24 protein-coding genes are annotated in these 25,820 nt (G+C 63.7%); 7 read left to right on the top strand and 17 right to left on the bottom strand.

Annotated elements, in window-relative coordinates:
• Window position 1: 1 nt before the first annotated feature.
• Together ACSQ3E_RS25850 and ACSQ3E_RS25845 are read right to left on the bottom strand one after the other, a co-directional pair.
• Entirely contained in the window at window positions 2-967 is a 966-nt protein-coding gene (locus ACSQ3E_RS25850) for a PDR/VanB family oxidoreductase (RefSeq protein WP_436124846.1), read from the bottom strand.
• A gap of 71 nt (window positions 968-1,038) precedes the next feature.
• Window positions 1,039-2,706: a thiamine pyrophosphate-binding protein gene (locus ACSQ3E_RS25845; protein WP_436124845.1), complete on the bottom strand. Its 1,668-nt coding sequence runs from the start codon at window positions 2,704-2,706 to the stop codon at window positions 1,039-1,041.
• 315 nt (window positions 2,707-3,021) lie between these two features.
• Between ACSQ3E_RS25845 and ACSQ3E_RS25840 the strand changes: the two genes are divergently transcribed.
• The gene (locus tag ACSQ3E_RS25840; protein ID WP_436124844.1) at window positions 3,022-4,206 is read left to right on the top strand and encodes an aromatic amino acid transaminase; all 1,185 of its coding nucleotides are present in this window, start codon (window positions 3,022-3,024) and stop codon (window positions 4,204-4,206) included.
• Window positions 4,207-4,339: 133 nt separating this feature from the next.
• On the opposite strand, the gene ACSQ3E_RS25835 is transcribed toward ACSQ3E_RS25840, so the two are convergent.
• From ACSQ3E_RS25835 to ACSQ3E_RS25785, 11 genes are read right to left on the bottom strand one after another with little or no spacing between them, the layout of a single operon-like run.
• Entirely contained in the window at window positions 4,340-5,512 is a 1,173-nt protein-coding gene (locus tag ACSQ3E_RS25835; RefSeq protein WP_436124843.1) for a 4-hydroxybenzoate 3-monooxygenase, read from the bottom strand.
• Window positions 5,513-5,558: 46 nt separating this feature from the next.
• Window positions 5,559-6,227, bottom strand: coding sequence for a 4-carboxy-4-hydroxy-2-oxoadipate aldolase/oxaloacetate decarboxylase (locus ACSQ3E_RS25830; protein WP_436124842.1), 669 nt, complete (start codon window positions 6,225-6,227; stop codon window positions 5,559-5,561).
• Complete coding sequence (locus tag ACSQ3E_RS25825; protein ID WP_436124841.1) at window positions 6,224-6,880, bottom strand: RraA family protein; 657 nt, start codon at window positions 6,878-6,880, stop codon at window positions 6,224-6,226. The genes ACSQ3E_RS25830 and ACSQ3E_RS25825 overlap by 4 nt, the downstream gene beginning before the upstream one ends.
• Window positions 6,877-7,539: an RraA family protein gene (locus ACSQ3E_RS25820; protein WP_436124840.1), complete on the bottom strand. Its 663-nt coding sequence runs from the start codon at window positions 7,537-7,539 to the stop codon at window positions 6,877-6,879. Before ACSQ3E_RS25820 ends, ACSQ3E_RS25825 begins: the two co-directional genes overlap by 4 nt.
• Window positions 7,536-8,552, bottom strand: a complete 1,017-nt coding sequence (locus ACSQ3E_RS25815) for a hypothetical protein (RefSeq protein WP_436124839.1) — start codon at window positions 8,550-8,552, stop codon at window positions 7,536-7,538. The genes ACSQ3E_RS25820 and ACSQ3E_RS25815 overlap by 4 nt, the downstream gene beginning before the upstream one ends.
• Window positions 8,553-8,602: 50 nt before the next feature.
• Complete coding sequence (locus tag ACSQ3E_RS25810) at window positions 8,603-9,628, bottom strand: amidohydrolase family protein (RefSeq protein ID WP_436124838.1); 1,026 nt, start codon at window positions 9,626-9,628, stop codon at window positions 8,603-8,605.
• A gap of 41 nt (window positions 9,629-9,669) precedes the next feature.
• Entirely contained in the window at window positions 9,670-11,331 is a 1,662-nt protein-coding gene (locus ACSQ3E_RS25805) for an FAD-dependent oxidoreductase (RefSeq protein ID WP_436124837.1), read from the bottom strand.
• A complete protein-coding gene (locus ACSQ3E_RS25800) occupies window positions 11,328-11,738 on the bottom strand; it encodes a Rieske (2Fe-2S) protein (protein WP_310323931.1) in 411 nt (136 codons plus the stop codon). The genes ACSQ3E_RS25805 and ACSQ3E_RS25800 overlap by 4 nt, the downstream gene beginning before the upstream one ends.
• Window positions 11,735-12,034: a hypothetical protein gene (locus tag ACSQ3E_RS25795; protein ID WP_310323928.1), complete on the bottom strand. Its 300-nt coding sequence runs from the start codon at window positions 12,032-12,034 to the stop codon at window positions 11,735-11,737. Before ACSQ3E_RS25795 ends, ACSQ3E_RS25800 begins: the two co-directional genes overlap by 4 nt.
• 11 nt (window positions 12,035-12,045) lie before the next feature.
• Window positions 12,046-13,299, bottom strand: a complete 1,254-nt coding sequence (locus ACSQ3E_RS25790) for an amidohydrolase family protein (protein WP_310323926.1) — start codon at window positions 13,297-13,299, stop codon at window positions 12,046-12,048.
• An 11-nt stretch (window positions 13,300-13,310) separates the two neighbouring features.
• Window positions 13,311-14,750: an NAD-dependent succinate-semialdehyde dehydrogenase gene (locus ACSQ3E_RS25785; protein ID WP_436124836.1), complete on the bottom strand. Its 1,440-nt coding sequence runs from the start codon at window positions 14,748-14,750 to the stop codon at window positions 13,311-13,313.
• Between the two features lie 163 nt (window positions 14,751-14,913).
• Here ACSQ3E_RS25785 and ACSQ3E_RS25780 point away from each other — a divergent pair, with 163 nt between their 5' ends.
• The 6 genes from ACSQ3E_RS25780 (at window position 14,914) to ACSQ3E_RS25755 (ending at window position 22,222) form a co-directional block, all read left to right on the top strand.
• Window positions 14,914-15,690 (top strand): FadR/GntR family transcriptional regulator, encoded by a 777-nt coding sequence (locus tag ACSQ3E_RS25780; protein ID WP_436124835.1) that lies wholly within the window; start codon window positions 14,914-14,916, stop codon window positions 15,688-15,690.
• Between the two features lie 128 nt (window positions 15,691-15,818).
• On the top strand, window positions 15,819-17,348 hold the full coding sequence (locus tag ACSQ3E_RS25775; protein ID WP_436124834.1) for an ABC transporter substrate-binding protein: 1,530 nt from the start codon (window positions 15,819-15,821) through the stop codon (window positions 17,346-17,348).
• Between the two features lie 38 nt (window positions 17,349-17,386).
• Window positions 17,387-18,343, top strand: coding sequence for an ABC transporter permease (locus tag ACSQ3E_RS25770; protein ID WP_436124833.1), 957 nt, complete (start codon window positions 17,387-17,389; stop codon window positions 18,341-18,343).
• A gap of 3 nt (window positions 18,344-18,346) precedes the next feature.
• Entirely contained in the window at window positions 18,347-19,156 is an 810-nt protein-coding gene (locus tag ACSQ3E_RS25765) for an ABC transporter permease (protein WP_436124832.1), read from the top strand.
• Window positions 19,153-20,745: an ABC transporter ATP-binding protein gene (locus ACSQ3E_RS25760; protein WP_436124831.1), complete on the top strand. Its 1,593-nt coding sequence runs from the start codon at window positions 19,153-19,155 to the stop codon at window positions 20,743-20,745. Before ACSQ3E_RS25765 ends, ACSQ3E_RS25760 begins: the two co-directional genes overlap by 4 nt.
• Window positions 20,746-20,812: 67 nt before the next feature.
• Window positions 20,813-22,222, top strand: a complete 1,410-nt coding sequence (locus ACSQ3E_RS25755) for an aldehyde dehydrogenase family protein (protein WP_436124830.1) — start codon at window positions 20,813-20,815, stop codon at window positions 22,220-22,222.
• A gap of 116 nt (window positions 22,223-22,338) precedes the next feature.
• Here the strand turns inward: ACSQ3E_RS25755 and hpaI are convergent, their stop codons facing one another.
• Genes hpaI through hpaD form a run of 4 tightly spaced genes read right to left on the bottom strand, consistent with a single transcriptional unit; the run spans window position 22,339 to window position 25,818 of the window.
• Window positions 22,339-23,145 (bottom strand): 4-hydroxy-2-oxoheptanedioate aldolase, encoded by an 807-nt coding sequence (gene hpaI, locus ACSQ3E_RS25750; protein ID WP_436124829.1) that lies wholly within the window; start codon window positions 23,143-23,145, stop codon window positions 22,339-22,341.
• 8 nt (window positions 23,146-23,153) lie between these two features.
• The gene (hpaH, locus tag ACSQ3E_RS25745) at window positions 23,154-23,960 is read right to left on the bottom strand and encodes a 2-oxo-hept-4-ene-1,7-dioate hydratase (protein WP_436124828.1); all 807 of its coding nucleotides are present in this window, start codon (window positions 23,958-23,960) and stop codon (window positions 23,154-23,156) included.
• On the bottom strand, window positions 23,957-24,829 hold the full coding sequence (locus ACSQ3E_RS25740) for a fumarylacetoacetate hydrolase family protein (protein WP_436124827.1): 873 nt from the start codon (window positions 24,827-24,829) through the stop codon (window positions 23,957-23,959). Before ACSQ3E_RS25740 ends, hpaH begins: the two co-directional genes overlap by 4 nt.
• A gap of 8 nt (window positions 24,830-24,837) precedes the next feature.
• A complete protein-coding gene (hpaD, locus tag ACSQ3E_RS25735) occupies window positions 24,838-25,818 on the bottom strand; it encodes a 3,4-dihydroxyphenylacetate 2,3-dioxygenase (protein ID WP_436124826.1) in 981 nt (326 codons plus the stop codon).
• Window positions 25,819-25,820 lie beyond the last annotated feature (2 nt).

Raw genomic sequence — 25,820 nt, 5'->3', positions numbered from 1 at the left:
CCTAGCGGTCGAGCCGTAGCAGCGCTGTCGTGGCGCGTGAGCAGCAGATCATCATCGTGTTGCCGGCCGTGCGTTCGGTGTCGCTGAGCACCTTGTCGCGATGGTCGGGCACACCCTCCAGCACGCGGGTCTCGCATGTGCCGCAGACGCCGTTGCGGCAGGACGAGGGCGCATGCACCCCGGCCTGCTCGAGCGCATCGAGGATTGTCTGGTCGGCACGGACCTGGATCGAGAGCCCCGACTTGTTCAGCACAACTGTGAAGCCGCCATCATCGGCGGCAGGTACGCTCGGCGTGAAGGATTCCGAATGCACAGTCGAGGGATCGCGGGACGAGGCGGCGCTGAGGAACGCATCCAGCATCGGCACTGGGCCACAGCAATAGAGTTGCGTTTCCGTCGCTGCCTGCGCGACGATCCGTGCGATATCGAGCAGGCCGTCGTTTTCACTGTCGACATGAAGCTGGATGTTGTTGCCGAGCGCCAAGAGCTCGTCGAGAAGCGCGCATTCGGCGCGCGAACGCACCGCATAATGCAGCGTCCAGTCGGCCCCGGCCTCGTGCAGCTGTCGCGCCATGGCGAGCAGGGGCGTGATGCCTATGCCGCCGGCAATCAGGATCGAAGTGGCCTTCGCGTCTGCAAGCGCGAAGGTCGAGCGCGGCTGCGAGATCCTTATGCGATCGCCGGGCCGGGCGCTTGCATGAAGCCAGCGCGAGCCGCCGCGTGTCGCCCGGTCGAGCGCTACGGCGATGCGGTAGTCTGAAGCGTCCGGCGTGCCGATCAACGAGTACTGCCGCACCAACCCGTCGGGAAGATGGACGTCGATATGTGCGCCTGCCTCGAAGGACAGCAGGCGCGCGTCGTTGGTCGGCCGCAGGTCATATGAAAGGACCGTGGGCGTTTCGTAGGAAATCCGACGGACGATGACCTCGATCGTCGCGTCGGCAGTCTGCTGATGACCGTCGTTCATTTTTGCGGCCATCCCAAGCCGTATCAAGGGAGACCCGGCCGCGCGTCCGCGGGATGCCGGGCCTGGTGGGGTTAGCCCAGCGGGTTGGCTGGTGGCGTGACGGGCGAGGGCACGAAGGGGTGGATCAGCGCCCAGGGGCTCGGCATCTCGCTGACCGAGACGGCGATCAGGGCCGGGCCCTTGCTGTCTTTTGCCCGCACCAGTGCGTCGTGAAGCCCCGACGGCGAGTCCACCTTTTCAAAAGGCAGGCCGAAGGCGCTTGCCAGATGGGCGAAGTCGGGGTTGGCAAGTTCGACCGCGAAGGTGTCGCCGAACGTGCGCTGCTGGATGCGGCGGACATTGCCGTAGTGGCCATCGACGAAGACCACGACCGACATGTTGCAGCCGTCGCGCGCCAGCGTCGCCAGTTCCTGCATGCCCCAGCCGAAGCCGCCGTCGCCATTGAGTGAAACGACGCGCCGGTCCGGATTGCCGTGGGCGGCACCCAAGGCGGTGTTGAAGCCGTAGCCCAGCGTGCCCTGGTAGCCCGGGGTGACGTAGGAGTTGGCTGCATGGACCGGGAAGGCGATGTTGGAGAAATAGCCGACCTGGGTGAGCTCGCTTACCAGGATGTCGTCGCTGGCCATGCTGGAGCGAATGGCCCTGACATAGTCGGTCTGCGGCTGGATCGCGTCGGTCTGTGATGACGACCAAGCCTTGACCTTGCCGATCTTGTCGGTTGACGAGGCGCGCGTTTCGGACGGTAGCGCCGAGAGCAGCGCTTCGGCCGCGGCAGTTGCGTCTGACAGCACCAAGCAGCCCGGCCTGCGTGGTGTTCCGGCGGCACCCGCATCGACATTGACGTAGACGTATTTGGTCTCGCCGCTGGCATGGGTCGGCTTGGCGATGCCGTCGATGAACCGGGTCCCGACCGCAACGATGACGTCGGCATGCGGGAACACCGCCCGTCCGCCAAGCGAAGTCAGGGCAAGCGGGTGGTTGTCATCGAGCAGGCCGCGTGCGCCGTCGGTCATGACGACAGGCGCCTGCAGACGTTCGGCTAGGGCCTGAATGGCCTTGCCGGCGCCGGATGCGGCAGCACCGCCGCCAAGCTGGATGACCGGGAATTTCGCCTGCGCCAGGATTGCGGCCGCTTCTTTGATAGCGTCGGCCTGCGGTTCGAGGCGGTTGAATTCGGAACGAGGAAGGACTTTCGTCACGCCCTTGGCTTGCAGCACGTCTGGCGGCAGTTCGATGGCGACGGGGCGCGGGTGGCCCGAGCGCAGCTGGACGAAGGCCTCATGAACGAGCGCGGGCACGTCTTCGGGGCGATGGGCGATGCCATGCCACTTGGTCAGCGACCTGAGGATGCCGCTCTGGTCGGGGATCTCGTGCAGCATGCCGTGCTTCTGACCGATCAGGGTCGAGGGGATCTGGCCCGAGATGCAGAGCACGCGCGAGCTGCAGGCATAGGCGGTGGCGAGGCCGGAAAGCGCGTTGAGCACGCCGGGGCCGGGCACCACCATGAACACGCCTTCGCGGCCGGTGGTACGGGCATAGCCGTCGGCCATGTAGGACGTCGCCTGCTCGTGGCGGGGCATGATGTAGCGAATGCGGTCCGGCTGGCTGCGGATGGCGTCAACCGCCCAGTCGAGCTGAATGCCGGGAATGCCAAAGATGTCGGTCACGCCTTCTTCCAGGAGCTGGGCGACCAGCGCCTGTCCTCCGGTCAGCTCCATAGGTTCGTAATTCCTGTTCACGCCGCTTTTCTCCGGTTGGTTTCGATCGCAGGGCAGGCTCTTCCCCAAAGCCATTTGCCGATCTAGGGGCGTCCCAAAGCCCTGCGAATAGTCACATGAAATGCAAAGTCGTCTCATAATGCGTTACATCGTCTCGCTAGTCAACGACAAAACACGATACGCGATCCGAGTTGAGACCCGTTCGGGCTGCCTGTCGTGTAACATCGGGAAAAATGCTAGAGGACGCGCGCCACAAGAGGTCGGGTTGATGAGTCCGAGTTGACCACGTTCAAAATACGCGATAAAGTCTCATAATACGAGACAATAGAGGGTGATATGTTTTCAAATCTCTCCACGCCGACAGCCGACCCGCTGCTCGGAATGATGCAGCAGTTCCGCGACGACCCGAGCGCCGACAAGGTCGACCTCGGCATTGGCATCTACAAGGACGGGCAGGGCAAAGCGCCGGTGCTGGCGACGGTCAAGCAAGCGGAATCCTTCCTGGTGGAGAACCAGAAGTCGAAGGCTTACGTCTCCTCGGCTGGCAATGAAGACTACAATCGCCTGACGCGGGAACTCATCTTCGGCGCCGACAGCGGCCTGCTCGCACGGTCGCAGGCGATCCAGACGCCGGGCGGCACCGGTGCATTGCGTGTCGCGGGCGATTTCGCCCAGAGCGTGAAGCCGGGCTGCAAGGTCTTCCTGCCGGATCCGACCTGGCCGAACCATCCCTCGCTGCTGGCGGCTGCCGGCCTCCAGGTGGTCCGTTACCCCTATTACGACGTCGCGTCGGGCAAGCTCCAGTTCGACCGGATGATCGAGGCGCTGCGCGCCGCGGGGCCCGGCGACCTGGTGCTGTTCCACGGCTGCTGCCACAATCCCGGCGGCGCCGATCCGAGCCTGGCGCAGTGGGCGGAAATCGCCGAGCTGCTCGCCTCGACCGGTGCCACACCGCTGATCGACCTCGCCTATCTCGGTTTCGGCGACGGGCTGAATGAGGATGCCGCCGGCGTCCGGCTTCTGGCCGAGCGCTTGCCGGAAATGCTGATTGCCAGCTCCTATTCGAAGAACTTCGCGCTCTATCGCGAGCGCGTCGGCGCGCTGACGCTGGTGGCCAAGGATGAAGCCACGGCCAGCCGCGCGCACGGCCACCTGCTGCCGGTCGTTCGCACCAACTATTCGATGCCGCCGGATCACGGCGCCTCGGTGGTTGCCCATATTCTCGGCGATGCGGCTCTGCGCACGACCTGGGAAGGCGAAGTCGCCGAAATGCGCGGACGCATCAATGGCATGCGCGAAAAGCTGGTGGCAGCACTTGCCGGCCGCACGACGCGTGACTTCGGATTCCTCGGTGTGCAGCGCGGCATGTTTGCCATGCTCGGCATCACCCCTGCGGACGCCGAACGGATGAAGGTCGAGCATCACGTCCACATCACCAGCTCGGGCCGCGTCAACGTCGCCGGCCTGAACGACAGCAATGTCGGCCACGTCGCCAACGCCATCGTTGCCGTCTGCGGCTGAGTTACCGACGGCGGGCTTGGTCCGCGTGAATGAAAAAAGGGCGGCGTTCCATCGGAGCGCCGCCCTTTTCGTTTGCAGAGCCTTCGGAAAGTGATCCGGGATCAGCCAGCTGCCGTCCCGGACCCTTGGAAAGTCAGATTTCGTAGGGCAGGCCGAGCTGGGCCTTGCGCAGCCGCTGCTGGCCGATCTCGGTGTTCCCCCAGTGGTTCAGCGTCTGGTACTGCATCCGGGTCTGGAAGTTCGTCTGGCCGGGGAAGATGTGCAGTGCCTCGCACATCGAGCAGGCCCAGTGGACGGTCGGCCAAATCCGGCGCAGGCACATCTCCGAATAGCTGTCGAGCAGGGCGGTGTCGTTGGCCGTCAGCAGCCGGCGGATCGCTTCGGCCATGATGCGCGCGTCGCCAACCGCGAGGTTCAGCCCCTTGCCGCCGCTCGGCGGCACGATGTGTGCTGCGTCACCGGCAATCGCCAGCCGGCCATGGCGCATCTTCTCGCAGACATAGCCACGCAGGCGCGCCACCGAGCGTTCGATGATCGGCCCGCGATTGAGTTGCGCTGCGGTACCGTCATCCATGCGAATGTCGAGTTCGTCCCAGATCTGCTGGTCGCTCATCGCGTTGGGGTCAGCGTCTGGCTCGACCTGCAGATAGAGCCGGCCGACCGATGCGGAGCGGGCGGAGGCAACGGCCAGGCCGCGCGTCGAATGGGCAAAGCCGCGGCGGGCGGCGAGAGGTGCCGCCTCGGCCAGGATGCCAAGCCAGGCGAAAGGATATTCGGTCAGGAAGATATGTTCGTCTGACCCCGGAATGTGCCGGCGGCTGACACCGTGATAGCCGTCGCAGCCGGCGATGAACTGGCACTCCAGCACCTTGTCCTCGCCATTGTGGCGGTAGTGGATGCGCGGTGCGGTTTCGATATCTTCGAGCTTCGAAACGTCGGCTTCGAAGACGATCGGCAGGCCGTCGGCCTCGCGCTGAAGGATCAAGTCCTCGACGATCTTCTGCTGGCCATAGGTGGTCAGGTGCCGCCCGGTGCCGTCGTCGAGTGAGATGTCGGCCTTCTGCTTGTCCCAGCACAACTGCATCGACCGCATCGGAATGCCCTCGCGGTTCAGGCGTTCGCCCACGCCGTAGGCCCGCAGCGTGTCGACGGTGCCCGATTCAAGAACGCCGGCGCGCACGCGCTCGAGCACATAGGCCCGCGTACGCCGTTCCAAGATCACCGAGTCGATGCCGTTGAGCTGGAGGATACGCGCCACAAGCAGGCCGGCTGGCCCCGCGCCGATGATACCGACCTGAGTTTTCATGAGTTCACCCATTGCTGCTGACTGGTTTGCGGCGCCGTGTCAGGCGTCAGTATTCGAGGCCCTTGTCCTTCAGGCGCCCGCGCAGATTGAAGAGATCGAGGCTGAGAACGCCCTTGGCGAGTTCTGTGCGCTTGGCTTCCTCGTCGGCGATGCGACGCTCGGAAAGATGCGCAACGGTGTCGGCCAGTTCGCGCGGGATGATCACGACACCGTCGTCATCGGCGACGACGACATCGCCGGGATTGACCACAGCGCCGGCGCACGAGACCGGCACGTTGACCGAACCGATCGTTTCCTTGACCGTGCCCTGGGCGCAGATCGCTGTCGACCAGACCGGGAACTTCATCTGGGTCAGGTCGCGGATATCGCGCACGCCCGCGTCGATGACGAGGCCGATGCCGCCGCGAGCCATGACAGAGGTTGCAAGCAGGTCGCCGAAATAGCCGGCGTCGGAAGGCGAGAACGGGGCAACGACAAGGATGTCGCCCGGCTTGATCAGCTCAATCGCCACATGGATCATCCAGTTGTCGCCGGGCGGCACCAGAACGGTGACCGCACTTCCTGATATGGCGGCACCGGGATAAATCGGCCGCATACGTGAGCTCATCAGGCCGGTCCGGCCAAGAGCTTCATGGGTGGTGGCAACGCCGGCATTTGCCAGCCGGGCGATAGTCGCGCTGTCGGCGCGCTCGATGTTGCGAACGACCTTGTTCATGACTGGCGCGTCTGCAGCGAGTGATAACGGTACTTCACGCGGGCATCGCGCAGCGACATGCCTTCGGTGATGGCTTGCCGGATGGCATTCTCGGCGGTGGCGATCTCGTCGGCGAGGTCGAGAACCTGTTCGGCGCGCTCGCTCGGAATGACGACGACACCGTCGGCATCGCCGACCAGGATGTCGCCCTGGCGAACCAGCGCACCACCGATCTCGACCGTGATTCCTGTCGCGTCGACCTGGACGCGGTCCTTGCCGGTCTTCATCGAATAGCTGCGCGAATAGATCGGGTAACCGAGCCTGAGGCAAAGATCGACATCGCGACAGGCGCCGTCGATGACAGTGCCGGCGAGGCCCTTGTGGCTGGCCAGCTGGGTCATGATATCGCCCCAGACGGTGCAGTCCTCGCGGCCTCGATTGTCGAGCACGACTACCGTACCCGCCGGCAGGTCGTCGATGAAGTCGCCGACATTGCCCGGTGCCAGCACATCGAGCGGCACGTAGCGGACGGTGAAGGCGCGGCCGACAAGCCTGAACTTGTGGTCGCGCGGCTTGATGCCCCGGCAGACGCCCTCAATGCCGAGCCTGTCCATGGCGTCGGAAAGGGTGGCGCAGTCGTGTTTTCCGGCGCGTTCTACGGCCTGGTCGGTCATTGCATTGCCTCGAGCATGTCTTCGTAGTCGGCGCCGAGCACCTCGGAGACCGGCTTGCCGGACTTCAGGGCGTCGATCATCAGGCATTCCTTGGCAGCAATCCGCTCGCCGGTCCGGATCACCTTCTCCGCGTTGTCGGCGGTAATGAACACCGCACCAGAACCGTCTGAAATGACGTAGTCGCCGGGCATCACCATCACCGCGTCGATGGTGATGGGCACGTTGGTTGCGACGTCATGGACGCGGCCGCGAGCCGTGCGCACGGTGGTCGCGCGCGCAAAGATCGGAAAGTCGAGCCCGTTGGCTTCATCGACGTCACGCAACGGTCCATCGACGATCACACCCTGAATGCCGGCAAGGCGTGCAGCCTGGGTCAGCACGCCGCCCCAGCCGCCGGCGTCGATGCCGGGGTGGGAAACCACGATCACCGAGTTGGCGTCGCCGGCTTCGATGGCGCGGGCACCGAGGTGAACCTTCGGTGCGCCCGCGGGCGCCGGGCCTTCGGCGAGGGCGACGGTGACGACACGTCCGGCCACCACGCCGCCACCGGAGCGACGGGCGATGCCGGTGACAGCGCCGGTCAGGCCAAGCGCATCAAGTGCGTCCGAGACTGTACAGGCGTCGAGGCGGCGCAGCCGTTCAAGCAGGTCCGCGCTCATGGCTTGACGCCCCACCAGTACATGCCCTGCGCGGTGCCGGTGCCGGCAGCCGAGCGGTAGCACGGTACGTAGGCGACCTCGTGGTACTCGGTGTTGTAGGCTTCCATGACACCGGCGGTGGTGATCCAGCTCTTCATTTCCGAGGTGCCCGACTGGAGCTCCGAGAGCGGGATGTTCTTGAGGAACTCGGCATCCTTTTCGCGCATCGCCTGCATGAAGCGGGCGTCCCAGTCCTCATCGATGGTGAAATGGCTCATGCCGCCCGAGCCGAACACGACGACGCGTGCGTCGCTGTCCCAGGAACGGATGGCTTCGCCCACCACCTGGCCGAACTTGTAGGAGCGCTTTGCCGTCGGCTGGTTCGGCGGGAAGAAAGTGTTCTGGTAGATCGGAACGTTGGGAATGACCTTGTCGCGCATCACCTGGCGATAGATGTGGCCAAAGGCGTGGCTGATGCCGGTGGTGCGCGGATTGTGGGTCGGCAGCTTGGGCGAGACGGTGATGTCGAATTCGTTCTCGACCAGATTGCCGATGATGTGCTTGGCGAGCTCCGGCACCGTATCGTATTCGCGGTACTCTTCCGGCGCGTGGCCGGCCTCGCCCTCGGCGACTCCAGGTGGCATCAGGCGGCGGCCCTCTTCGGTCGCCGGATGGTGGCGGATCTTGTCGCCGTAATAGATCATGTAAGGCGGGCTCAGATCCTCGCCGTAGATCTCGTGCTGGTCGTTGCCGAAGATGATGGCGACGTCGGCCTGCATGGCGTCGAAGGCGTCAGCCAGGCGTTCGCTGGCTATGTGGCACTTCTCATAATTGGCGGTCATCGCCTCCATGGTGCTGCGCTCGGCAAGGTTCTCGTCCTTGCGCAGTTCGCAGAGCTGGTCGAACGAATAGACGCCGCCCCGGAAGGGGTGCATGCGGGTGCGGTCCGACTGGACGCGCAGCAGCCACTTGTCAGGGGTGGTGTGCAGTTGCGGCCCGTGAGCCGTGCAGATGAATCCGACTATTTTCGCCATAGGGTAGCCTCCATGTTTGCCAAGGCTGCGCTTCAGGTGACCTGGGGTGATCAGGCTTCGATGTTGAAAAGCCGTGCGGCATTGCCGCCCAGGATTGCCTTGCGTTCATCATCGGAGATGAACGACAGACCGTTGATGTGCGGGATGATGGTGTCGAAGGTTTCGCCGGTTTCCGGATCGATGGACGAGCCGACGCCGGGCATTTCCGCGCCGTAGAGGCATTGCGAGGGGCCAACCACCTTGACCAGCAGCTCGATCGCGTCGCGCGAATAGAGCACGGTGTCGAAATAGAGCTTCTGCAGCCGGTCGCGGAAACGCACGCCTGATGTCGACATGCCGTTGCGCGGCACCGTGGTCGCATCGAAGCGGCCAAGCTGGTAGGGGATCGCGCCGCCGCCATGGCTGACCAGGATCTTGAGCTCGGGGAAGTCTTCCAGCACCGTCGACTTGCACAGACCGTAGACGGCAGTGGTCTCTTCATTGATGAAGTGCAGCGAATAAGGCTCGCGTTCGGGCGCCCGTGAGCTCGCCGAATGGATGTGGCCGACGACGTCGAGCTCGCAGAGCTTTTCGTAGAGCGGGTACCAGTAGCGGTCGCCCATTGGCGGCGCCATGCGGCCGTTGTTCTCGAACGGATCGGGATTGATCAGGCAGCCGCGGAAGCCGAACTCCTTGACGCAGCGTTCGAGCTCCGGCAGCGCCTCGGTGATCGGGCTGTCGCCTGTCTGCGGCAGGCCGGCGACGCCATAGAAGCGCTTGGGATAAAGCGCGCATTCCTGGGCGATGATGTCGTTGGCGTATTCGACGTACCAGTGCACCAGCTTCTTGGGTTCTTCCGAATGCATCAGCTGGAACGGACGCGGCGACAGGAGCTGGATGTCGACGCCGGCCTGGTCGAGACAGGCGAGGTGGCCCATTGGTGCCATCTCGACGCGGTTGAAGGCCTGCTCCAGCGCCTCGTTGGACACAGGCGGCGCCTTGCGGCCATGCGCGCCGCGATGCGACAGGATGCTGGCCTTGTAGGCGGGAAGCTGATGCGGCACCGCCATGTGTGCGTGACAGTCGATGATCTTCATCGGGCACTCCAGAATTCCAGATAGGTTCGCATTGGCCCGCCTCAGTTCGCCGAGGCGGCAGTGCCGGTGATGGTGTCGAGCAACGCGTTGGGCTCGGTTGGGCAGGTATCGCCGCGCCAGGCGACATGCCTGTCGGGTCGCGACAGCACGAAGGCTTTGGCATACGGGCCTGAGCCATCCTTGCCGGGTACGACGTCGAGCAGCTGGATCGGGATCCCGCGCGCCGCTGCCGCCGCCATCAAGGGCTCTGCGTCCTGGCTCGGGTCGAACCGCAGCAAGGTGTAATCGGGACCCATCGCGTCATAGAGCGAGCGCTTGTCCGCCAGCCAGATGTGCGGCGTGCGGCAGCCGGGCACTGTCGACGGCGTGAAGTCGGCCATCGAGTAGGCCGGCTGAGCCGCACCGTCATAGGAGATGATCGGCGAGCGGTCGTAGTAGTAGCCGAAGTTGAGGCCGCCGCAGCAATATTGCTGGACGTTCAGGTCGTAGATCTTGCGTCCCAGCACCTCGCGCGCCGAGGCACCTTCCGTGGTGTCGTCCTCGATGTTTGCGGGCACGACCTTTCGCTCCTTGGCCATGGCATGGGCATGGTTCATGGCGAAGACCGAAACCTGCTCGGTGATCGGTTGGCGCTCGGCGGCATAGGCGTCGAGCATGCCTGATTTGCCCCATCCGGCGACGTTGGCGGCGAGCAGCCAGCCCAGGCATTCGGCGTCGGCGATGCCGGCGTTCATGCCGTAGCCGGCGTAAGGCACCCACAGATGAGCTGCGTCACCGCAGATGAAGACCCGGCCCTTTTGGAAGCTGTCGGCGACGAGGCGACGGCCGAACCAGTCTTCGTTGGACAGGACTTCGTAGGAAAAGTCCGGACCGACGCCGAGGATCTCGCGGATCGACCAGTGGCGGTCGACGCTGTCGAAATCCGGCTCGTCGTCGCGCAGATAGTTGTGCACCAGCCAGGTCTCGCGGCCGTCGATAGCATAAACGTTGCCGCTGCGACGGGGATTGAGCGAGAAGCTTGCCCAGGCAGGTTGATCATTCATCAGGCCAAGCAACTGCGGCGCGCGGATGTAGGTCGACTGCACGCGCTGCACGACGGCGTCGCCGACGAGCTTGGCGCCGATGTCGCGGCGGACCTGCGAGCGGCCGCCGTCGCAGCCGGCAAGATAGCGCGCCGAGATCGTCGTCTCCTCGCCGCTGTCGATGTTGCGGGCGCTGATCTGCACGCCGTCGGCGGTTTCAGCGTGAGAGACATATTCTGTCCGGTTGAGCACCGTCAGCCCCGGCATTGCCACTGCGTGTTCGAACAGGATCGGCTCGAGGAAGAGCTGGTTGATGCGATGCGGCGGTTCGGCTGTCGGCCAGTCTGTGTCGGGCCCACCGGTTGCCATGAAGCGGTCGCGCCGGCAGGGGATGGGGATACGGGTGATCGCCTTGCCGGTCATCGAGGTGCGGTAAGCGATGTCGTTGGCATAGTCCTCCGGCAGGCCGGCATTGCGTGCGGCGCTGGCGACGCCGAGGCGCCTCAGGATCTCCATCGAACGCGCCGAGACGTGATTGCATTTCACGTTCGGTGGCTCGCCGCGATGGCGGGTCTCCAGGATCGTCACCGCCACGCCGCGCTGTGCCAGCACCATGCCGAGCGTCAGCCCGACAGGACCCGCGCCAACGATGAGCACGTCTGTTTCGACCGTCGCGGTCATGGCCGGATGCCTCCGACCGTCACGACTACGTCGCCGTCTTTAACCGCGACCGGGATCGGCGTCAGTCCAACATTCTTGTCGATCGGGTGGCGCCCGGTCAGCATGTCGAATTCGAAGCCATGCCAGGGGCAAACGATGTGCAACTGCTCCTTGGAAAAGCCGAGGCCGAGGCTCTTGCCGTTGTCGGCCACCAATTCCAACGTGCGCGGCATGATCTTGCCTTGGCACACTGGTCCGCCCATGTGCGGGCAGATGTTGAGATAGGCGCGCACTTCTTCGCCCACGAAGTAGACGCCGATGCCCGTGCCGTCGACGTCGATGACCATGCGCTGGCGCTTTTTGAGCTCGTCATGACGGCCCAAAACGATTTGCCGCGACGTTGCCGCCGTCATTTCGGGGGCGCTCACGATGCCCTCCGGAACCACATGGCGAGGTCGAACACGTTGAGGTCGGCGGCGCGCAGAAGTTCGCTGACCAAGACTGCTGTCTCGGTTGCGGTCAGCGCATCCGAAGCGACGGGCGGGAAGATCTTGTCCGACTTTTCAACCTTGGCGGCGTAGAGCTTTCCGAGCGCGGTCAGGGCTGTGGCGATGTCGGCCTCGCTCACACAGTTGAGTGTTCCGGAGGCGAGGGCCTCGTCTGCTGCTGTGGCAATTGCCGCGGCAGCCGCGCTGAAACCAGCGCCATGTTCTGAATTTGTCATTGTCTGTGCCACTACGATGCGGTTTTCGGGCGATTGGCGAGGACGTCCTCTGCCAGCGGCTTGCGGCGCGTCGTGTCGAGCTTGAACAGCCGCGCGGCGTTCAGGCCGAGGATGTTGCGCTTGGCCTGCTCGGAGAGGAACGGCAGCGAGTCGATGGTCGCAGGCGAATCCCAGTCCCAGTGCGGCCAGTCCGAGGAGTAGAGCAGCTGAGTCTCGGCGTTCATCGCCTCCATGGTCGCTTCGAGAAGCTTCATGTTGGTGCGCTCGAGCGGCTGGCTCGTGTAGTACATCTCGCGCATGTATTCGCTCGGCAGCCGCTTGAGGCCGGGCGCCTCGCTGGGGCGCATCAGAACTTCATGGTCGAGCCGCTGCATCAGGAACGGGATCCAGGCCAGGCCGCTTTCCACCCAAAGCATGTTGAGCTTGGGGAAGCGCTCCGGCATGGCGTTGACGATCCAGTTGGTGAGGTGGATTTGGTTGTAGTGGGTGAACGACAGCGCATGCATCGACAGGAAGCGGTTGAGCTGCGCGAAGGACGGATCGCCCCAGTGATAGCCGGAGTGGAAGGCCAGCGGCTTGTCCAGTTCCTGGATCATCGAATAGAGCCGCATGTAGCAGTCGTGGTGGACCGGCTTGTTGCGGGTCGAGCAGACGGTGAAGCCAATGATGCCTTCGGTGTCGCCGTAGCGCTCGACCAGTTCCTCGCAGGCCTCGGGGGTATTGAACGGCAGGTAGAGCAGGCCCTTCATGCGGCTGTCGATCGGCAGGATGCGTTCGATCATCCAGCGGTTGAAGGCCTTGGCCAGCGCCACCTCGATTTCGTCCTGCGGGTGCATTCCGAGCAGCAGCATGGCGCTCGGGAACACCACCTGGTAGTCGAGCCCCATCGCATCCATGCTGCGGCGCGCTGTCGAGATGAAGCGGTGCACGCTGTCGTCCGTCACCGGTTCGCGCCGGCCCTGGTGGCCGATGCGGCCGCCGACGCTTTGCAGCGACAGGCCGGGCGAAATGTTGAGCAGGGCGTTGGAACCGCCAAAGCCCTTGACCTGGTGCTGGCCGATCTGGCGCAGCACGTCATTGTCGATCAGGTCGATGATCTCCGACCAGAAATGGTCCTCCGAAACATGGGCGTCGACGTCGACGATAAGGTAGTCGTCGAAATTCCTGGCCGCCTGCCTGGTGGCGTGCGCCAGCACGTCGCGGGAATCCGTCGAGCCGGTGATTTCGCCGATTTCACGGAAGTTGGGAATCGAATGCTCGGTCATTGCGCTACGCTTCAACCCTGTGTCACGAATTTGGTCACGAGATAGCTATCGAGGCCTTCCGACCCGCCTTCGGAGCCGTAGCCGCTTTCCTTGACGCCGCCGAACGGGGTCTCGGGCGTCGTCAGCACCATGTTGTTGATGCCGACCATGCCGGACTCCAGCTCGTCGCCGATCCGCGTGGCGGTGGTCGTGTCGCGGGTGAAGGCATAGGCGGAAAGACCGAAGGGAAGCCTGTTGGCCTCGGCAACGACCTCGTCGAAATCCTTGAACCGGCGCGTCACCGCGACCGGACCGAACGGCTCCTCATTCATGATCCGCGCCTCATTGGGCACGTCGGTCAGAACGGTGGGCTGCCAGAAATAGCCGCGATCACCAGTTCGTTCGCCGCCCAGCTCGATGCGCGCGCCAGAGCGTTGCGCCTCCGAAACCAGGCTGTCCATTGCGTCTATGCGGCGGCTGTTCGCCAGAGGCCCCATCTGGGTTTGCGGGTCGAGGCCGTCGCCCAACCTGAGCGAGGCAGCTACATCGCGAAACCTGGTAACGAACCTGTCGTGGATGCTCTCGTGGAGATAGAAGCGGGTCGGCGTGATGCAGATCTGGCCGGCGTTGCGGTACTTCGACCGCGCGGTCATTTCGGCAGCCTTCTCGACGTCGGCGTCAGCAAAGACGATTGTCGGAGCGTGACCGCCGAGCTCCAGCGTCGCCGGCTTGACGCCGTCGGCTGCCAGCCTGGCGAGGTGCTTGCCGACGCGGGTCGATCCGGTGAAGGAGATCTTCTTGATCACCGGCGACGCGATCAGATGCGTCGAGATTTGATCCGGCACGCCGAAGACGATGTTGAGCACGCCATGTGGAAGGCCGGCATCGGCGAGCGCCTGGGCGATCGCCAGTGTCGGCGACGGCGTTTCCTCGGCGGGTTTGGCAATGCAGGAACATCCAGCGGCAAGTGCCGCGGCGATCTTGCGTGCCGGGATCGTGACGGGGAAATTCCACGGCGTGAACAGGGCGACCGGGCCGATCGGCTCGCGGAACACCAGGCTGCGCACACCTGAGGTACGCGAAGGAATGATGCGCCCGTAGGCGCGGCGGCCTTCCTCGGCGTACCAGTCGAAGATGTCGGCAGCACCTTGCACCTCGGCCATCGAGTCGCCGACCGGCTTGCCCTGCTCAAGCGTCATGGCACGGGCGATGCTTGGTGCGCGTTCGCGCAGCAAGCCCGCCGCGCGGCGCAAAATGGCGTAGCGCTCGAATGCCGAAACCTTGCGCCAGGAGCGGTATGCGGCGGTCGCCGCGGCCAGGGCGTCGTCGAGATCGGCAGTGGTTGCGACGGGGATTTCGCCGATCGTCTCGCCGCTGGCGGGGTTGATGATCGGCAGAATGTCGCGATCGGCCGCTTGGACCCTCTCGGAGCCGATGCGCAACGAGCGATCTATCAGATCTTCTGTGACCATGTCCCACTCAACTGATTGAAATTGTTGAAGGCGGGAGCTCGTCACCGCCGATCTTGAAATATATGATAGTTTAAAAATTTAGGCTGCGCAATCGCCATTTTTCGCTTGATTTCTGACTCCGAATGATCTTTTTTGTCCTAAATATCGTATCAAAGGGATCGACATGCAAAAGGCGCCTGATGCTGAAGGTAGCGGTCTTACCCAGATGGTCGGTCCGGCAGAGCGGCTGTGGTCCTCGGGCAAGCAGACGACGCTTTCGGCGAGCGTGATCGATCAGATCCGCACCGTGCTTTTTGCCGGCCGGCTTGCACCTGGTGATCGCCTGGGTTCGGAGGCGTCACTGGCGCTGCAGTTCGGCGTCAGCCGCATGACGATGCGTGATGCCTTGCGGTCGCTCCAGGCATCTGGCGTGATCGAGGTCAAAGTTGGTATCAAGGGCGGCATCTTCGTTGCCGAGGGCAATTCCGAACGGCTGGCTGAAACCATCGCCATCCAGTTGAAGCTGATCGGCATCAGCACCGAGGAGCTTCTCGACACGCAAATCGCCATCGAGGTGATGGCGGCGGGGCTTGCTGCCAGCAACGCCGACGGCTCCGATATCAAGGCACTGCATGACGCGCTGGCCGAGGCCGAGCGGCTCATTGATGACGCCGAGGAGTTCACCTGGGCGGCGATCAACTTTCATGGCTGCGTCGTCGCAGCCTCCCACAATCGGGTGCTCGCAGCACAGTTCAGGGCGCTCAGCCATGTTCTGATGCCGCTCTACGTCAGGGGATCGTCGCCTGACGTGGCCCGTCGCGCGGTGGCATTCCAGCGCGCGCTGATCGCCTGCATCGAAGCCCGCGAGCCCGATGCGGCCAGAAACCTCGTTTACGGACGTCTGCAGTTCGTCAAGTCGCGCCAACTGGGCGACCTGGCGAAGGCAGAAGCCGGCGACTGACCATGGAGGAACGGCCGGGCCTGCCCTGCCGCTTTGGTTCCAAGCCGAAAATACAGAGGGGAATGCCTGCTGAACGCCGCAAGAGAAGCGACGTTGCGGGTCAATTTGCGAAAAAGGGAGTGAGGAAGATGTTTACGATTTCGCGCCGAAGCCTGCTCAAGATCTCAGCGGCTTCCGGCCTGATGGCGGCATTGCCTGGCGGCGGTGTATGGGCGGCCGAGCCCAAGCGCGGCGGCCACCTTGTCGTGGCAAGCGGTGGCGCCTCGACGGCGGATTCGCTTGATCCGCGCACGTTCGGCTCGCCCTACACGGCGGTCATGTCCGGCATCACCTACAATTCGTTGATCGAAGTCCATGGCCTCGACATGGAACTGCGGCCCGGTCTCGCCAAGAGCTGGGAGCCTGCCAACGGCGGCAAGAGCTGGATTTTCGATCTGGTCGAGGGCGCCACCTTCCACAACGGCAAGGCGTTCACCAGCGATGACGTGGTGTTCTCGCTGAAGCGCCATGCCGAAGAGGCGTCGCGCTCCAATATGCGTGGCATCATCAAGAGCGTTACCGATATCCGCGCTGATGGCCCGAACCGCGTCATCATCGACCTGCCCGAAGCCAACTACATGTTCCCGGCCATGCTGACGGCGTTCTCGCTGGGCATCGTTCCGGCTGGCACGACGACCTTTGACGGTGTCGGCACCGGCCCTTACAAGCTGAAGCGGTTTTCGCCGGGCGAGGTTCTCGAAGCCGAGCGCAACGAGAACTATTTCAAGTCGGACGCAGCTTTCGTCGACAGCCTCGAATTCCTCGCCATCAATGATGCCTCGGCGCTGGGCAGCGCGTTCCAGAGCGGCCAGATCCATCTGACCACGCTGCTCGACGCCCGCACTGCACCGCTGATGCGCCAGATGCCGAACCTCAAGATCTACAACACCGAGGGCCGCGGCTTCATCTGCTTCAACATGCGCACCGACATGGCGCCGTTCGACAACCCCGACATGCGCATGGCGCTCAAGCTCGCCGTCAACCGTCCCGACATGCTCGAGCGTGTCTCGGTTGGCGTCGGCCGTATCGCCAACGACACGCCGGTCGCACCGAGCGATCCGGTCTTTGCCGACGACCTGCCGCAGACCGAATACGATCCGAAGCGCGCCAAGGAACTGTTCGACAAGACCGGCTTCAAGGGTCCGCTCGTGCTGCAGACTTCGGAAGCGATCTCGTCACGTGCCGTCGACATGGCCGTGATCTTCCAGGAGCACGCCGCCAAGGCGGGCATTCCGATCGAGGTCAAGCGTGAGCCGTCGGACGGCTACTGGGAGACCATCGTCGGCCAGACGCCGTTCCACGTCTCGGCCCGTTCCGACCGACCGACCGCAGATGCGATCTTCTCGGTCGCCTTCCTCAGCACCTCGGGCAACAACGAGTGCAAGTGGGTGAACAAGGACTTCGACGCAGCAGTGATCGCCGCGCGCGCCGAGCCTGACCTCGAGAAGCGCAAGGCCTTCTATGCGACGGCGCAGAAAATCTGCCGGGAAGATGGCGGCACCATCATTCCGTTCTTCTCCAGCACGGTCGAAGGCACGACCAGCGACCTCGACGGTTTCGTGCCCTCGGCTCTGCAGATGGCGGGCTACCGCGCCATCGAGCAGGTCTGGTTCGCCTGACAGGACTGGACGGCATGACTCTGTTCGCCAATTCCCCGGTGAAATCGTTCGTAGTCGCCAGGGTTGCGTCCGGGCTCGTGTCGATCTTTTTCATTTCGTTCCTGGTCTTTCTGGGAACGTCGATGTTGCCGGGTGACGCAGCCAATGCGTTGCTCGGCCAGAATGCCACCCCTGAAACGGTCTTGGCCCTGCGTACCGAGCTGGGCCTAGATCAACCTTTGCCGGTGCGTTATTTCCATTGGCTTGGAAATGCGTTGCACGGCGATTTCGGAACTTCGCTTTCCAACTCCCAGCCGGTCATCAACCTGTTGGTGCCGCGACTGATCAATTCGCTGATCCTCGCTTTTTCTGCGGCGGCAATCGTTCTGCCGCTGGCTGTCGGCGTCGGGCTGCTCGCGGCGATCAACCGTGGCAAGGCACTCGACACCGCAACCGGTTCGGTCTCCGCGATCTTCCTGTCGATGCCGTCGTTCCTGATCGGCTACCTCTTGGTCTTCATCTTCGCGGTCAAGCTTGGGCTGTTTCCACCTCTGTCGATGGTCCGCTCCAGCGCCAGCCTGCCGACATGGATTTCGGCGCTGACATTGCCGGTGCTGACTCTGGTTCTGGTGGCGCAGGCCCATGTGATGAAACTCACCCGCGCCGCCGTGCTCGGGGTGATGAGTTCCGACTACATTCTGATGGCCGAGACCAAGGGCATTCCGCGCAACAGGATCATTCTCAAGCACGCGCTGCCCAATGCGCTGTCGCCGATCGTCTCGATCTGCATGATCACCATGGCCTACCTGATCGTTGACGTCGTGGTGATCGAGGCAGTGTTCAACTATCCCGGCATGGGCAAGCTGATGGTCGACGCGGTCGCCTATCGCGACATTCCGATGGTGCTTGCTTGCGGCGTGCTGTTCTCGACGATCTTCATCTCGCTCAACTTCACCGCCGACCTTTTGGCCATGCTCGTTAATCCGCGCCAGCGCCTGCCCAGGAAGGGGAACTGAACCGTGTCGAGCAAGTTGACGCTGACCGTTTCCCTGGCCGTACTCGCAACGATGGCGGCAGCTGCCATCCTTGCGCCGGTGCTGGCGCCGTTCCCGCCGAACGAGATGGTCCATGCCGCATTCGATGCGCCCGGCGTGGGCGGTGTGCTGGGTGCCGACGGCCTCGGCCGGGACATGCTGTCCCGCATCCTCTACGCCACGCGCTACACCTTCGTTGCGACGCTGATCGCAACCACGCTGGCCTGCATGATCGGCGTGTCGCTGGCCATCATCGCCGGCTTGAGCAAGGGGTGGGTCGATATCGTCATTGGCCGTGCAGTCGACATCCTGATGTCGATCCCGCAGATCATCTTCGCGCTGATCATCCTGGCCATTGCCGGCGTGTCGTTGACGACGCTGATCCTGACCATGGCGGTGCTGCAGTCGAGCACCTACTACCGCGTCACACGGCCGATCGCCGGCGACCTGGCGGCGATGGAATATGTCGAAGTCGGACGCCTGCGTGGCGAACGGCTGCACTGGTATTTGTTCAAGGAAATACTGCCTAACATGGTGCCGTCGCTTTTGGCGCAGTTCGGACTGGGGCTTTCCTCCGCGGCACTTTTCATCAGTTCGCTCAGCTTCCTGGGCATTGGCATCCAGCCGCCCGCGGCCGATCTCGGCGGACTTGTCCGCGAGAATGCGCTCGCCCTTTCAACCGGCCGTCTGACGCCGCTGATACCGGCTTTCTGCATCGCGCTCTTCTGCCTGAGCGTGAACGGGATCGTTGATTGGCTCGTCGGTCGCTTTTCAGACAAACCGGACGTGAAATGAGCGGAAATCGAATACTGAGCATCGACAATCTGCGAGTCGAGACACAGACGGGCGTATTGCTCGACGACGTCTCGATTCATGTCGATCGTGGCGAAGTGCTCGGCATCATCGGTGAGTCAGGCGCGGGCAAGAGCACGCTGGCGCTGAGCTCGATCATGCTGTTCAAGTCGGGCTGTAGACCGACCGCGGGGTCGATCACGCTGGGTGGCCAGTCGCTGATGGTGCTCGGAACCGCCGAACTCGAGACCATCCGTCGTACCAAAGCGTCCTATGTCGCCCAAAGTGCTGCCGCGGCGTTCAACCCGTTTTATCGGTTGGAAGATCAGGTCACCGAAATCCCCGCCATGGCGCAGAAGCTGACTTCCGCCCAGCGGCGGCGCATGGCAACCGAACTATTCGAGGAACTTCAGCTCCCAGACCCTCAGAATTTCGGCCGGCGCTATCCGCACCAGGTCTCGGGCGGCCAGTTGCAGCGGGCGATGATCGCCATGGCGCTGATCAACCAGCCAGACCTGATCATTTTCGACGAACCGACCACCGCACTCGACGTGACGACGCAGATCGAGGTGCTCAGGCTGATCAAGAAGGTGGCGAGTACGCACAATTGCGGTGCGCTCTACATCTCGCACGACCTGGCCGTGGTGTCGCAGATGGCCGACCGTATCGTCGTGATGCGTAATGGCAAGATGGTAGAGCAAGGGCCGACGCGTCAGCTCGTCGACCACCCGCAGACCGAATACGCCAAGCGTCTCGTCGCCCACCAGGGTGATGGCAGCTACGCCAGTACCAATGGCAGCGACGAAACCTTGCTCGATGTACGCAATGTCGACGTCGGCTATGGCGGTGTTACTGCCGTGAAGGACGCCTCGATCAGGCTTGGCTCCGGTTCTGTGCTGGCGCTCGTCGGCGAGTCCGGCAGCGGCAAGACCACATTGGCGCGCAGCATTGCCGGGCTGCAGCCGGCCCGCACCGGCGAGATCCGCATGCGCGACAGCCTGCTGGCGCCTTTGGTCGAACGCCGCAGCTTCGACCAGCGACGCCTGATCCAGTACATCCATCAATTGCCCGACCTGGCGCTCAATCCACGCCAGACCATCCGCGACGTCGTTGGCCGGCCGCTCAGCTATTTCCACGGTTTGCGTGGTACTGGTGCTGAACAGCGGCTGCGCGAGCTGATGGATGCCATCGAGCTGCCGGTGGCCTATCTCGACCGCTACCCCGCATCGCTCTCCGGTGGGCAGAAGCAGCGTGTCTGCATCGCACGCTCGCTGGCGGCCAAACCCGACATCCTGATCTGCGACGAAATCACGTCAGCGCTCGATCCGCTGGTCGAGGAAAGCATCGTCAAACTGCTTACCCGACTGATCAAGGACGAGGGGCTGAGCATCCTGTTCATCACCCACAATCTGGGGCTCGCGCTGCGCTTTTCACACAAGACCGCGGTGATGCAGGGAGGGCGGATCGTCGAGCATGGCGATACGCGCGCCGTGTTTGAACAGCCGCAGTCCGACTACACGAAGAGCTTGATCCGAGCGGTGCCGCAGCTACGCGAAGGCTGGCTGGACGGCTTTTCCGCCAATGCCGCCTGAATGAAGCGTGGCCGCTTGTGCGGCCAGTGCCGCAATTTGCGGCGGTTCAAATTCGAGGGAGACAACCATGACGCAGTCCCATGCGATGATCATCAATGGCGAAAGGGTGGAGGCCGCGGGCAATTTCGGCGTCATCGATCCGGCGCGGGCGGAGGTCTTCGCCGAGTGTCCTGCCGCCAGCCCTGAGCATCTCGATGCAGCGGTTGCGGCCGCGCGCGCGGCGTTCCCGGCATGGCGTGACACCGCGATCGAAGAGAGGGCACGCCTGCTCAACGAGATCGCGAACGCCGTCGAAGCTGACAAGGAAGCCTTGGCGGTGCTGCTGTCGACCGAACAGGGCAAACCGCGTGCCAGCGCTCATGGCGAGATCGGTGCTGCCATCCACTGGATGCGCGAAACGGCCAAGCTCACGCCACCGGTCGAAGTGATCCGTGACGACGAGAAGGTCAGGATCGAGGTCCACCGCAAGCCGCTAGGTGTGGTCGGTTCGATCACTCCGTGGAACCATCCGGTGCTGATTGCCACCTGGCACATCATGCCGGCGCTGATGGCGGGCAACTGCGTGGTGATCAAGCCGTCGTCCTACACACCGCTGAGCACGCTTCGGCTTGTCGAACTTGCCAATGCGCATCTGCCGCGCGGCGTGCTCAATTCGGTCACCGGCGAGGGCGGCATCGGCCGCGCCATCACCAGCCACCCCGGCATCGACAAGATCGTCTTCACCGGCTCGACGCCCACCGGGCGCAACATCATGTCGAATGCCGCCAACACGCTGAAGCGCCTGACGCTCGAACTCGGCGGAAACGATGCGGCGATCGTCTTGCCCGACGCCGACATCGACGCCATCGCGCCGGTGATCTTCGCCAAATCTTTCGGCAATAGCGGCCAGACATGCGCCGCGCTCAAGCGTCTCTACGTGCATGAGAGCCTGCATGATGCTCTGGCCGAAAAGATCGCTGGCCTGGCGCGCGCCGCCAAGGTCGGTCCGGCCAGCGATCCGGCCAGCCAGTTTGGTCCGCTGCAGAACAAGGCACAGTTCGATCTGGTGCGCGCTCTCGCCGATGACGCCAAGGCCAATGGCGGACGTTTCCTGGCCGGCGGCGAGGCTTCAGGTGAGATAGGCTACTTTTTCCCGCTGACCGTCGTCACCGAAGTGACCGACGGCATGCGCATCGTTGACGAAGAGCAGTTCGGCCCGATCCTGCCGATCGTGCGCTACAGCGATGTCGATGATGCGATCGCGCGCGCCAATGCCAGCGAAAACGGCTTGGGCGGTTCGATCTGGTCGACTGACATCAAGAAGGCGGAAGTGCTGGCGCGGCGCCTGGAATGCGGAACCGCCTGGGTCAACGACCACAGCTCGATCTCGCCTGCTGCGCCATTCGGCGGCGCCAAACAATCGGGCATCGGTGTCGAGTTCGGCCACTGGGGACTCGAAGAGTACATGCAGATGCAGACGGTCCACATCACGCGCTGAGCGAGCGATGGTTTCAGCTGTGCGAGGCGGTTGCGGCTGGCGCCGGGTGATCGCGGGACAGCAAAAGAAGGGGCGGCTCGAGGCCGCCCTTTCTACATTTCTGACGAAGAGAATTCTCAGTAGCTGGTGCCAGTTGCCTGCTGCTCGCCCTTGCTGTTGGTCCTGAACTTCGCTGCAAGTGCGCTCGTCGCCTGCGCCAGCAGGCCGACATCGTTGCCGACGGCGACGAAGGTGGCGCCGAGGTCCAGGTAGCGCTGGGCCAGACTGACATCGGAGGTGAGGATGCCGGCAGCCTTGCCTGAAATGCCAATGCGGCGGATCGCATCCTCCACGGCTGCCTGCACTTCCGGCGCGCCGGGCTTGCCGAGGTAGCCCATGTCGGCGGCGAGGTCGGCCGGGCCGATGAAGATGCCGTCGACGCCCTCGACGGCTGCGATGGCTTCAAGCTGCGCCAGCCCGGCCCTGCTCTCCAGCTGGACCAGCAGACAGGTCTGGTCGTTGGCTGTCGCCAGATAGTCGGGGATGCGGTTGAAGGCAGAAGCGCGGGCAAGCGCTGCACCCACGCCGCGCACGCCATGCGGCGGGTAGCGCATCGCCTTGACGAGCTCGCGGGCTTGATCGGCGGTCTCGACCATCGGTACCAGGATTGTTTGGGCGCCGATGTCGAGCAGTTGCTTGATGATCCAGGTTTCGCCGATTGGCGGGCGCACGACGGCATGGGAACCGGAGGCGGCGATGGCCTGCATCTGCGTGGCCATGACGGGGACATCATTCGGGGCGTGCTCGCCGTCAATGACCAGCCAGTCGAAACCCGCGCCGGCACAGATCTCGGCGGTGTAGGCATTGGCGAGGCCGAGCCACAGGCCGATCTGCGCTTCGCTGTTCAGCAGTGCCGCTTTGAAAGGATTGTGTGGTGCGGGCATGGGCTTCTCTAAGCGAAGTAGGCGCTGACAGTGCCGAAGGAACCGAAGTCGGCCATGATGGTGTCGCCGTGGCGCGCTTCCACAGGACGGATGAACGAACCCGAGAGCACGATGTCGCCGGCCGCAATCGAGCCGCCGAACATGGCGAGCCGGTTGGCCAGCCAGGCGATACCGGCTGCAGGATGGTTGAGTACACCGGCGCCGAGGCCGGTTTCCTCGACTTCGCCATTGCGCGATACGATGGCGCCGATCCAGCGCATGTCGGCCTCGGTCGGGCGCATCGGCCGGCCGCCGGTGATGATACCGGCATTGGCAGCATTGTCGGAGATGGTGTCGACGATGGTGCGGGTGCGGCCGGTGGCTGGATCGCTACGCAGGATGCGCGTGTCGAGGATCTCGATGGCGGGCGCAATGAAATCGGTGGCGTTGAGCACGTCGAAGACGGTCGTGTTCGGACCGTCCAGCGGCGCTTTCATAACGAATGCGATCTCGGCCTCGATGCGGGGCTGGATGAAGCGGTCGGCCGAGATTGTCGCCGCGTCCGAAAACATCATGTCGTCAAGCAGGACGCCTGAATCGGGAATGTCGATGTTGAGCGCATATTGCATCGCCTTCGATGTCAGGCCGATCTTCCAGCCAATCCGGCGCCGACCCTGGGCGAGCTTGAGCTGGACCCATGCGGCCTGCACGGCATAGGCGTCCTCCATGTCCATCTCAGGGTGTTCGAGCGACAGCAGCCCGATCTGCTTGCGCTGCTTTTCGGCCTGGTCGAGGCGTTGCGCTGCTGTCTGATGCTGCTCTGGCTTAAGCTTCATGGCTGTTCGTCCATGACGGTGTTGCGCAATGTGCCGATGCCTTCCGCTTCGACTTCCACGATGTCGCCGGGGACCAGCCAGCGCGGCGGATCGAAGCGCGCGCCGGCGCCGGTCGGTGTGCCGGTGACGATGACGTCGCCTGGAACAAGCGTGGTGAAGGTCGAGATGTAGCTGATCAGCTTGCGGAAGCCGAAGATCATGCGGCTTGTGCGGTCATCCTGCCGCAGCTCGCCATTGACCTTCGTCGTCAGGCGAATGTCGGCAAGCTGGGCTTCGTCCGTATAGGGCACCAGCCAGGGGCCGATGGCGCCGGTGGCGTCGAAGTTCTTGCCCTGGGTGACGTTGAACTTGGCGTGCCGGACCCAGTCGCGGATCGTGCCTTCGTTGCAGAGCGAAAGTGCTGCTATATGGTCGAGCGCGTCGCGCTCGGCAATGCGGCGTCCGCCCTTACCTATGACGATGACGATCTCGCCTTCATAGTCGAACTGCGGTGACTCCGGTGGCCGGACGATGGCCGCGCCATGGCCGACAAAGGAACGCGGGAAACGGATGAACAGCGACGGATTGCCGGGCGCCGCCTGGCCGTCCTTGTACTCTTCGTTGCGGTCGGGGAAGTTGACCCCGACGCAGATCAGCTTCTCCGGCGCCGGGATCGGGATCTGGTAGGTGATCTCGGGTTCCGAAATGTCGGCCGCGCGCTGTTCAGCGGCTTCCGTAAGCCGAGCGAGACCGTTCGCCGCGATAACCTCGCGCAGCGTCGGCCATTGCGGGAACTGTGGTGCCAGGTCGACAATACCTTTGGAGGTCACCGCGCCGTAGCTCGTCTTGCCGGCGTGGGTGTAAGTGGCGAAACGCGGCCGTTCGGTCATGTCTGATCTCACGGTGCGATGATCGGCGAGGCGGCAAGCGCCGACGGGCGCGGCTCGGTGCCGGCGAATGTGCTGCCCTCCTCGAACCATGAGCGCGGGGCAGGGGCGCCCCACAGCGTCTGGCGCTGCGGATCCTTGAGGTCCCACTTGATCGGCTCGAGGTCGGGATCGACCGTCTGGTAGTCCGAGCAATAGATCTCGATGCGGTGACCGTCGGGATCGCGGATGTAGAGGAAGAAGGCGTTGGAGATGCCGTGGCGGCCGGGTCCACGCTCGATGTTGCCGACGTAACCGGTGGTCGCCATCAGGTCGAGCAGGTCGATGATGTTGAGCGGCGTCGGCACCCAGAAGGCGACGTGGTGCAGGCGCGGTCCGAGCCCATTGGTGAAGGCGATGTCGTGCACGCCGCCCTTGCGGTGGGTCCACGCCGCCCACAGGCGGCCGGTCTCATTGTCCTCGGTGAACTCGGTCACGCGGAAGCCGAGCTCGTTGTAGAAGGCGACCGACTGGTCGACGTCTGGCGAAAAACAGTTGAAGTGGTCGATGCGCAACGGTTTCACGCCCTTGTAGAGCGCGTATTTCTGGTGGATCGGCGCCAGCCGGTCCATTTTGGAATAGAACTCCAGCGGAATGCCGTGCGGGTCGCGGGTGCGCAACGTGCGCGACTGGTAGGGCCGCTCGACCCATTCGACCGGCAGCTCCTTCGCCTTGAAGAAGTGCTCGGCCTTGTCGAGGTCTTCGTCCGAAAACACCTTGAAGCCGAGGTCACGGGCTTCGGCCCGGGCGCTCTTTTTCAGCACGATGCAATGGTGGCCGCGCTCTTCCATGGCGCGCAGGTAGATCGTGTCGGCCGTTTCGTCGGTGACCTGAAGGCCGAGCGTGTCGACATAGAACGCGCGAGACTTCGCCAGATCCGTTACGGCCAGTTCGACATGGCTGAGCCGTACGATGTTGAAGGCGGGATAGAGGTTGGGTGTGGGCAATGGCATGT

Source organism: Aminobacter sp. LjRoot7 (assembly GCF_964252895.1).
In the GTDB taxonomy this organism is placed as follows: Bacteria; Pseudomonadota; Alphaproteobacteria; order Rhizobiales; family Rhizobiaceae; genus Aminobacter; species Aminobacter aminovorans_B.
The sequence above is the reverse complement of the archived record's forward strand: the minus strand, read 5'-3'. Positions and strand labels throughout refer to the sequence as shown.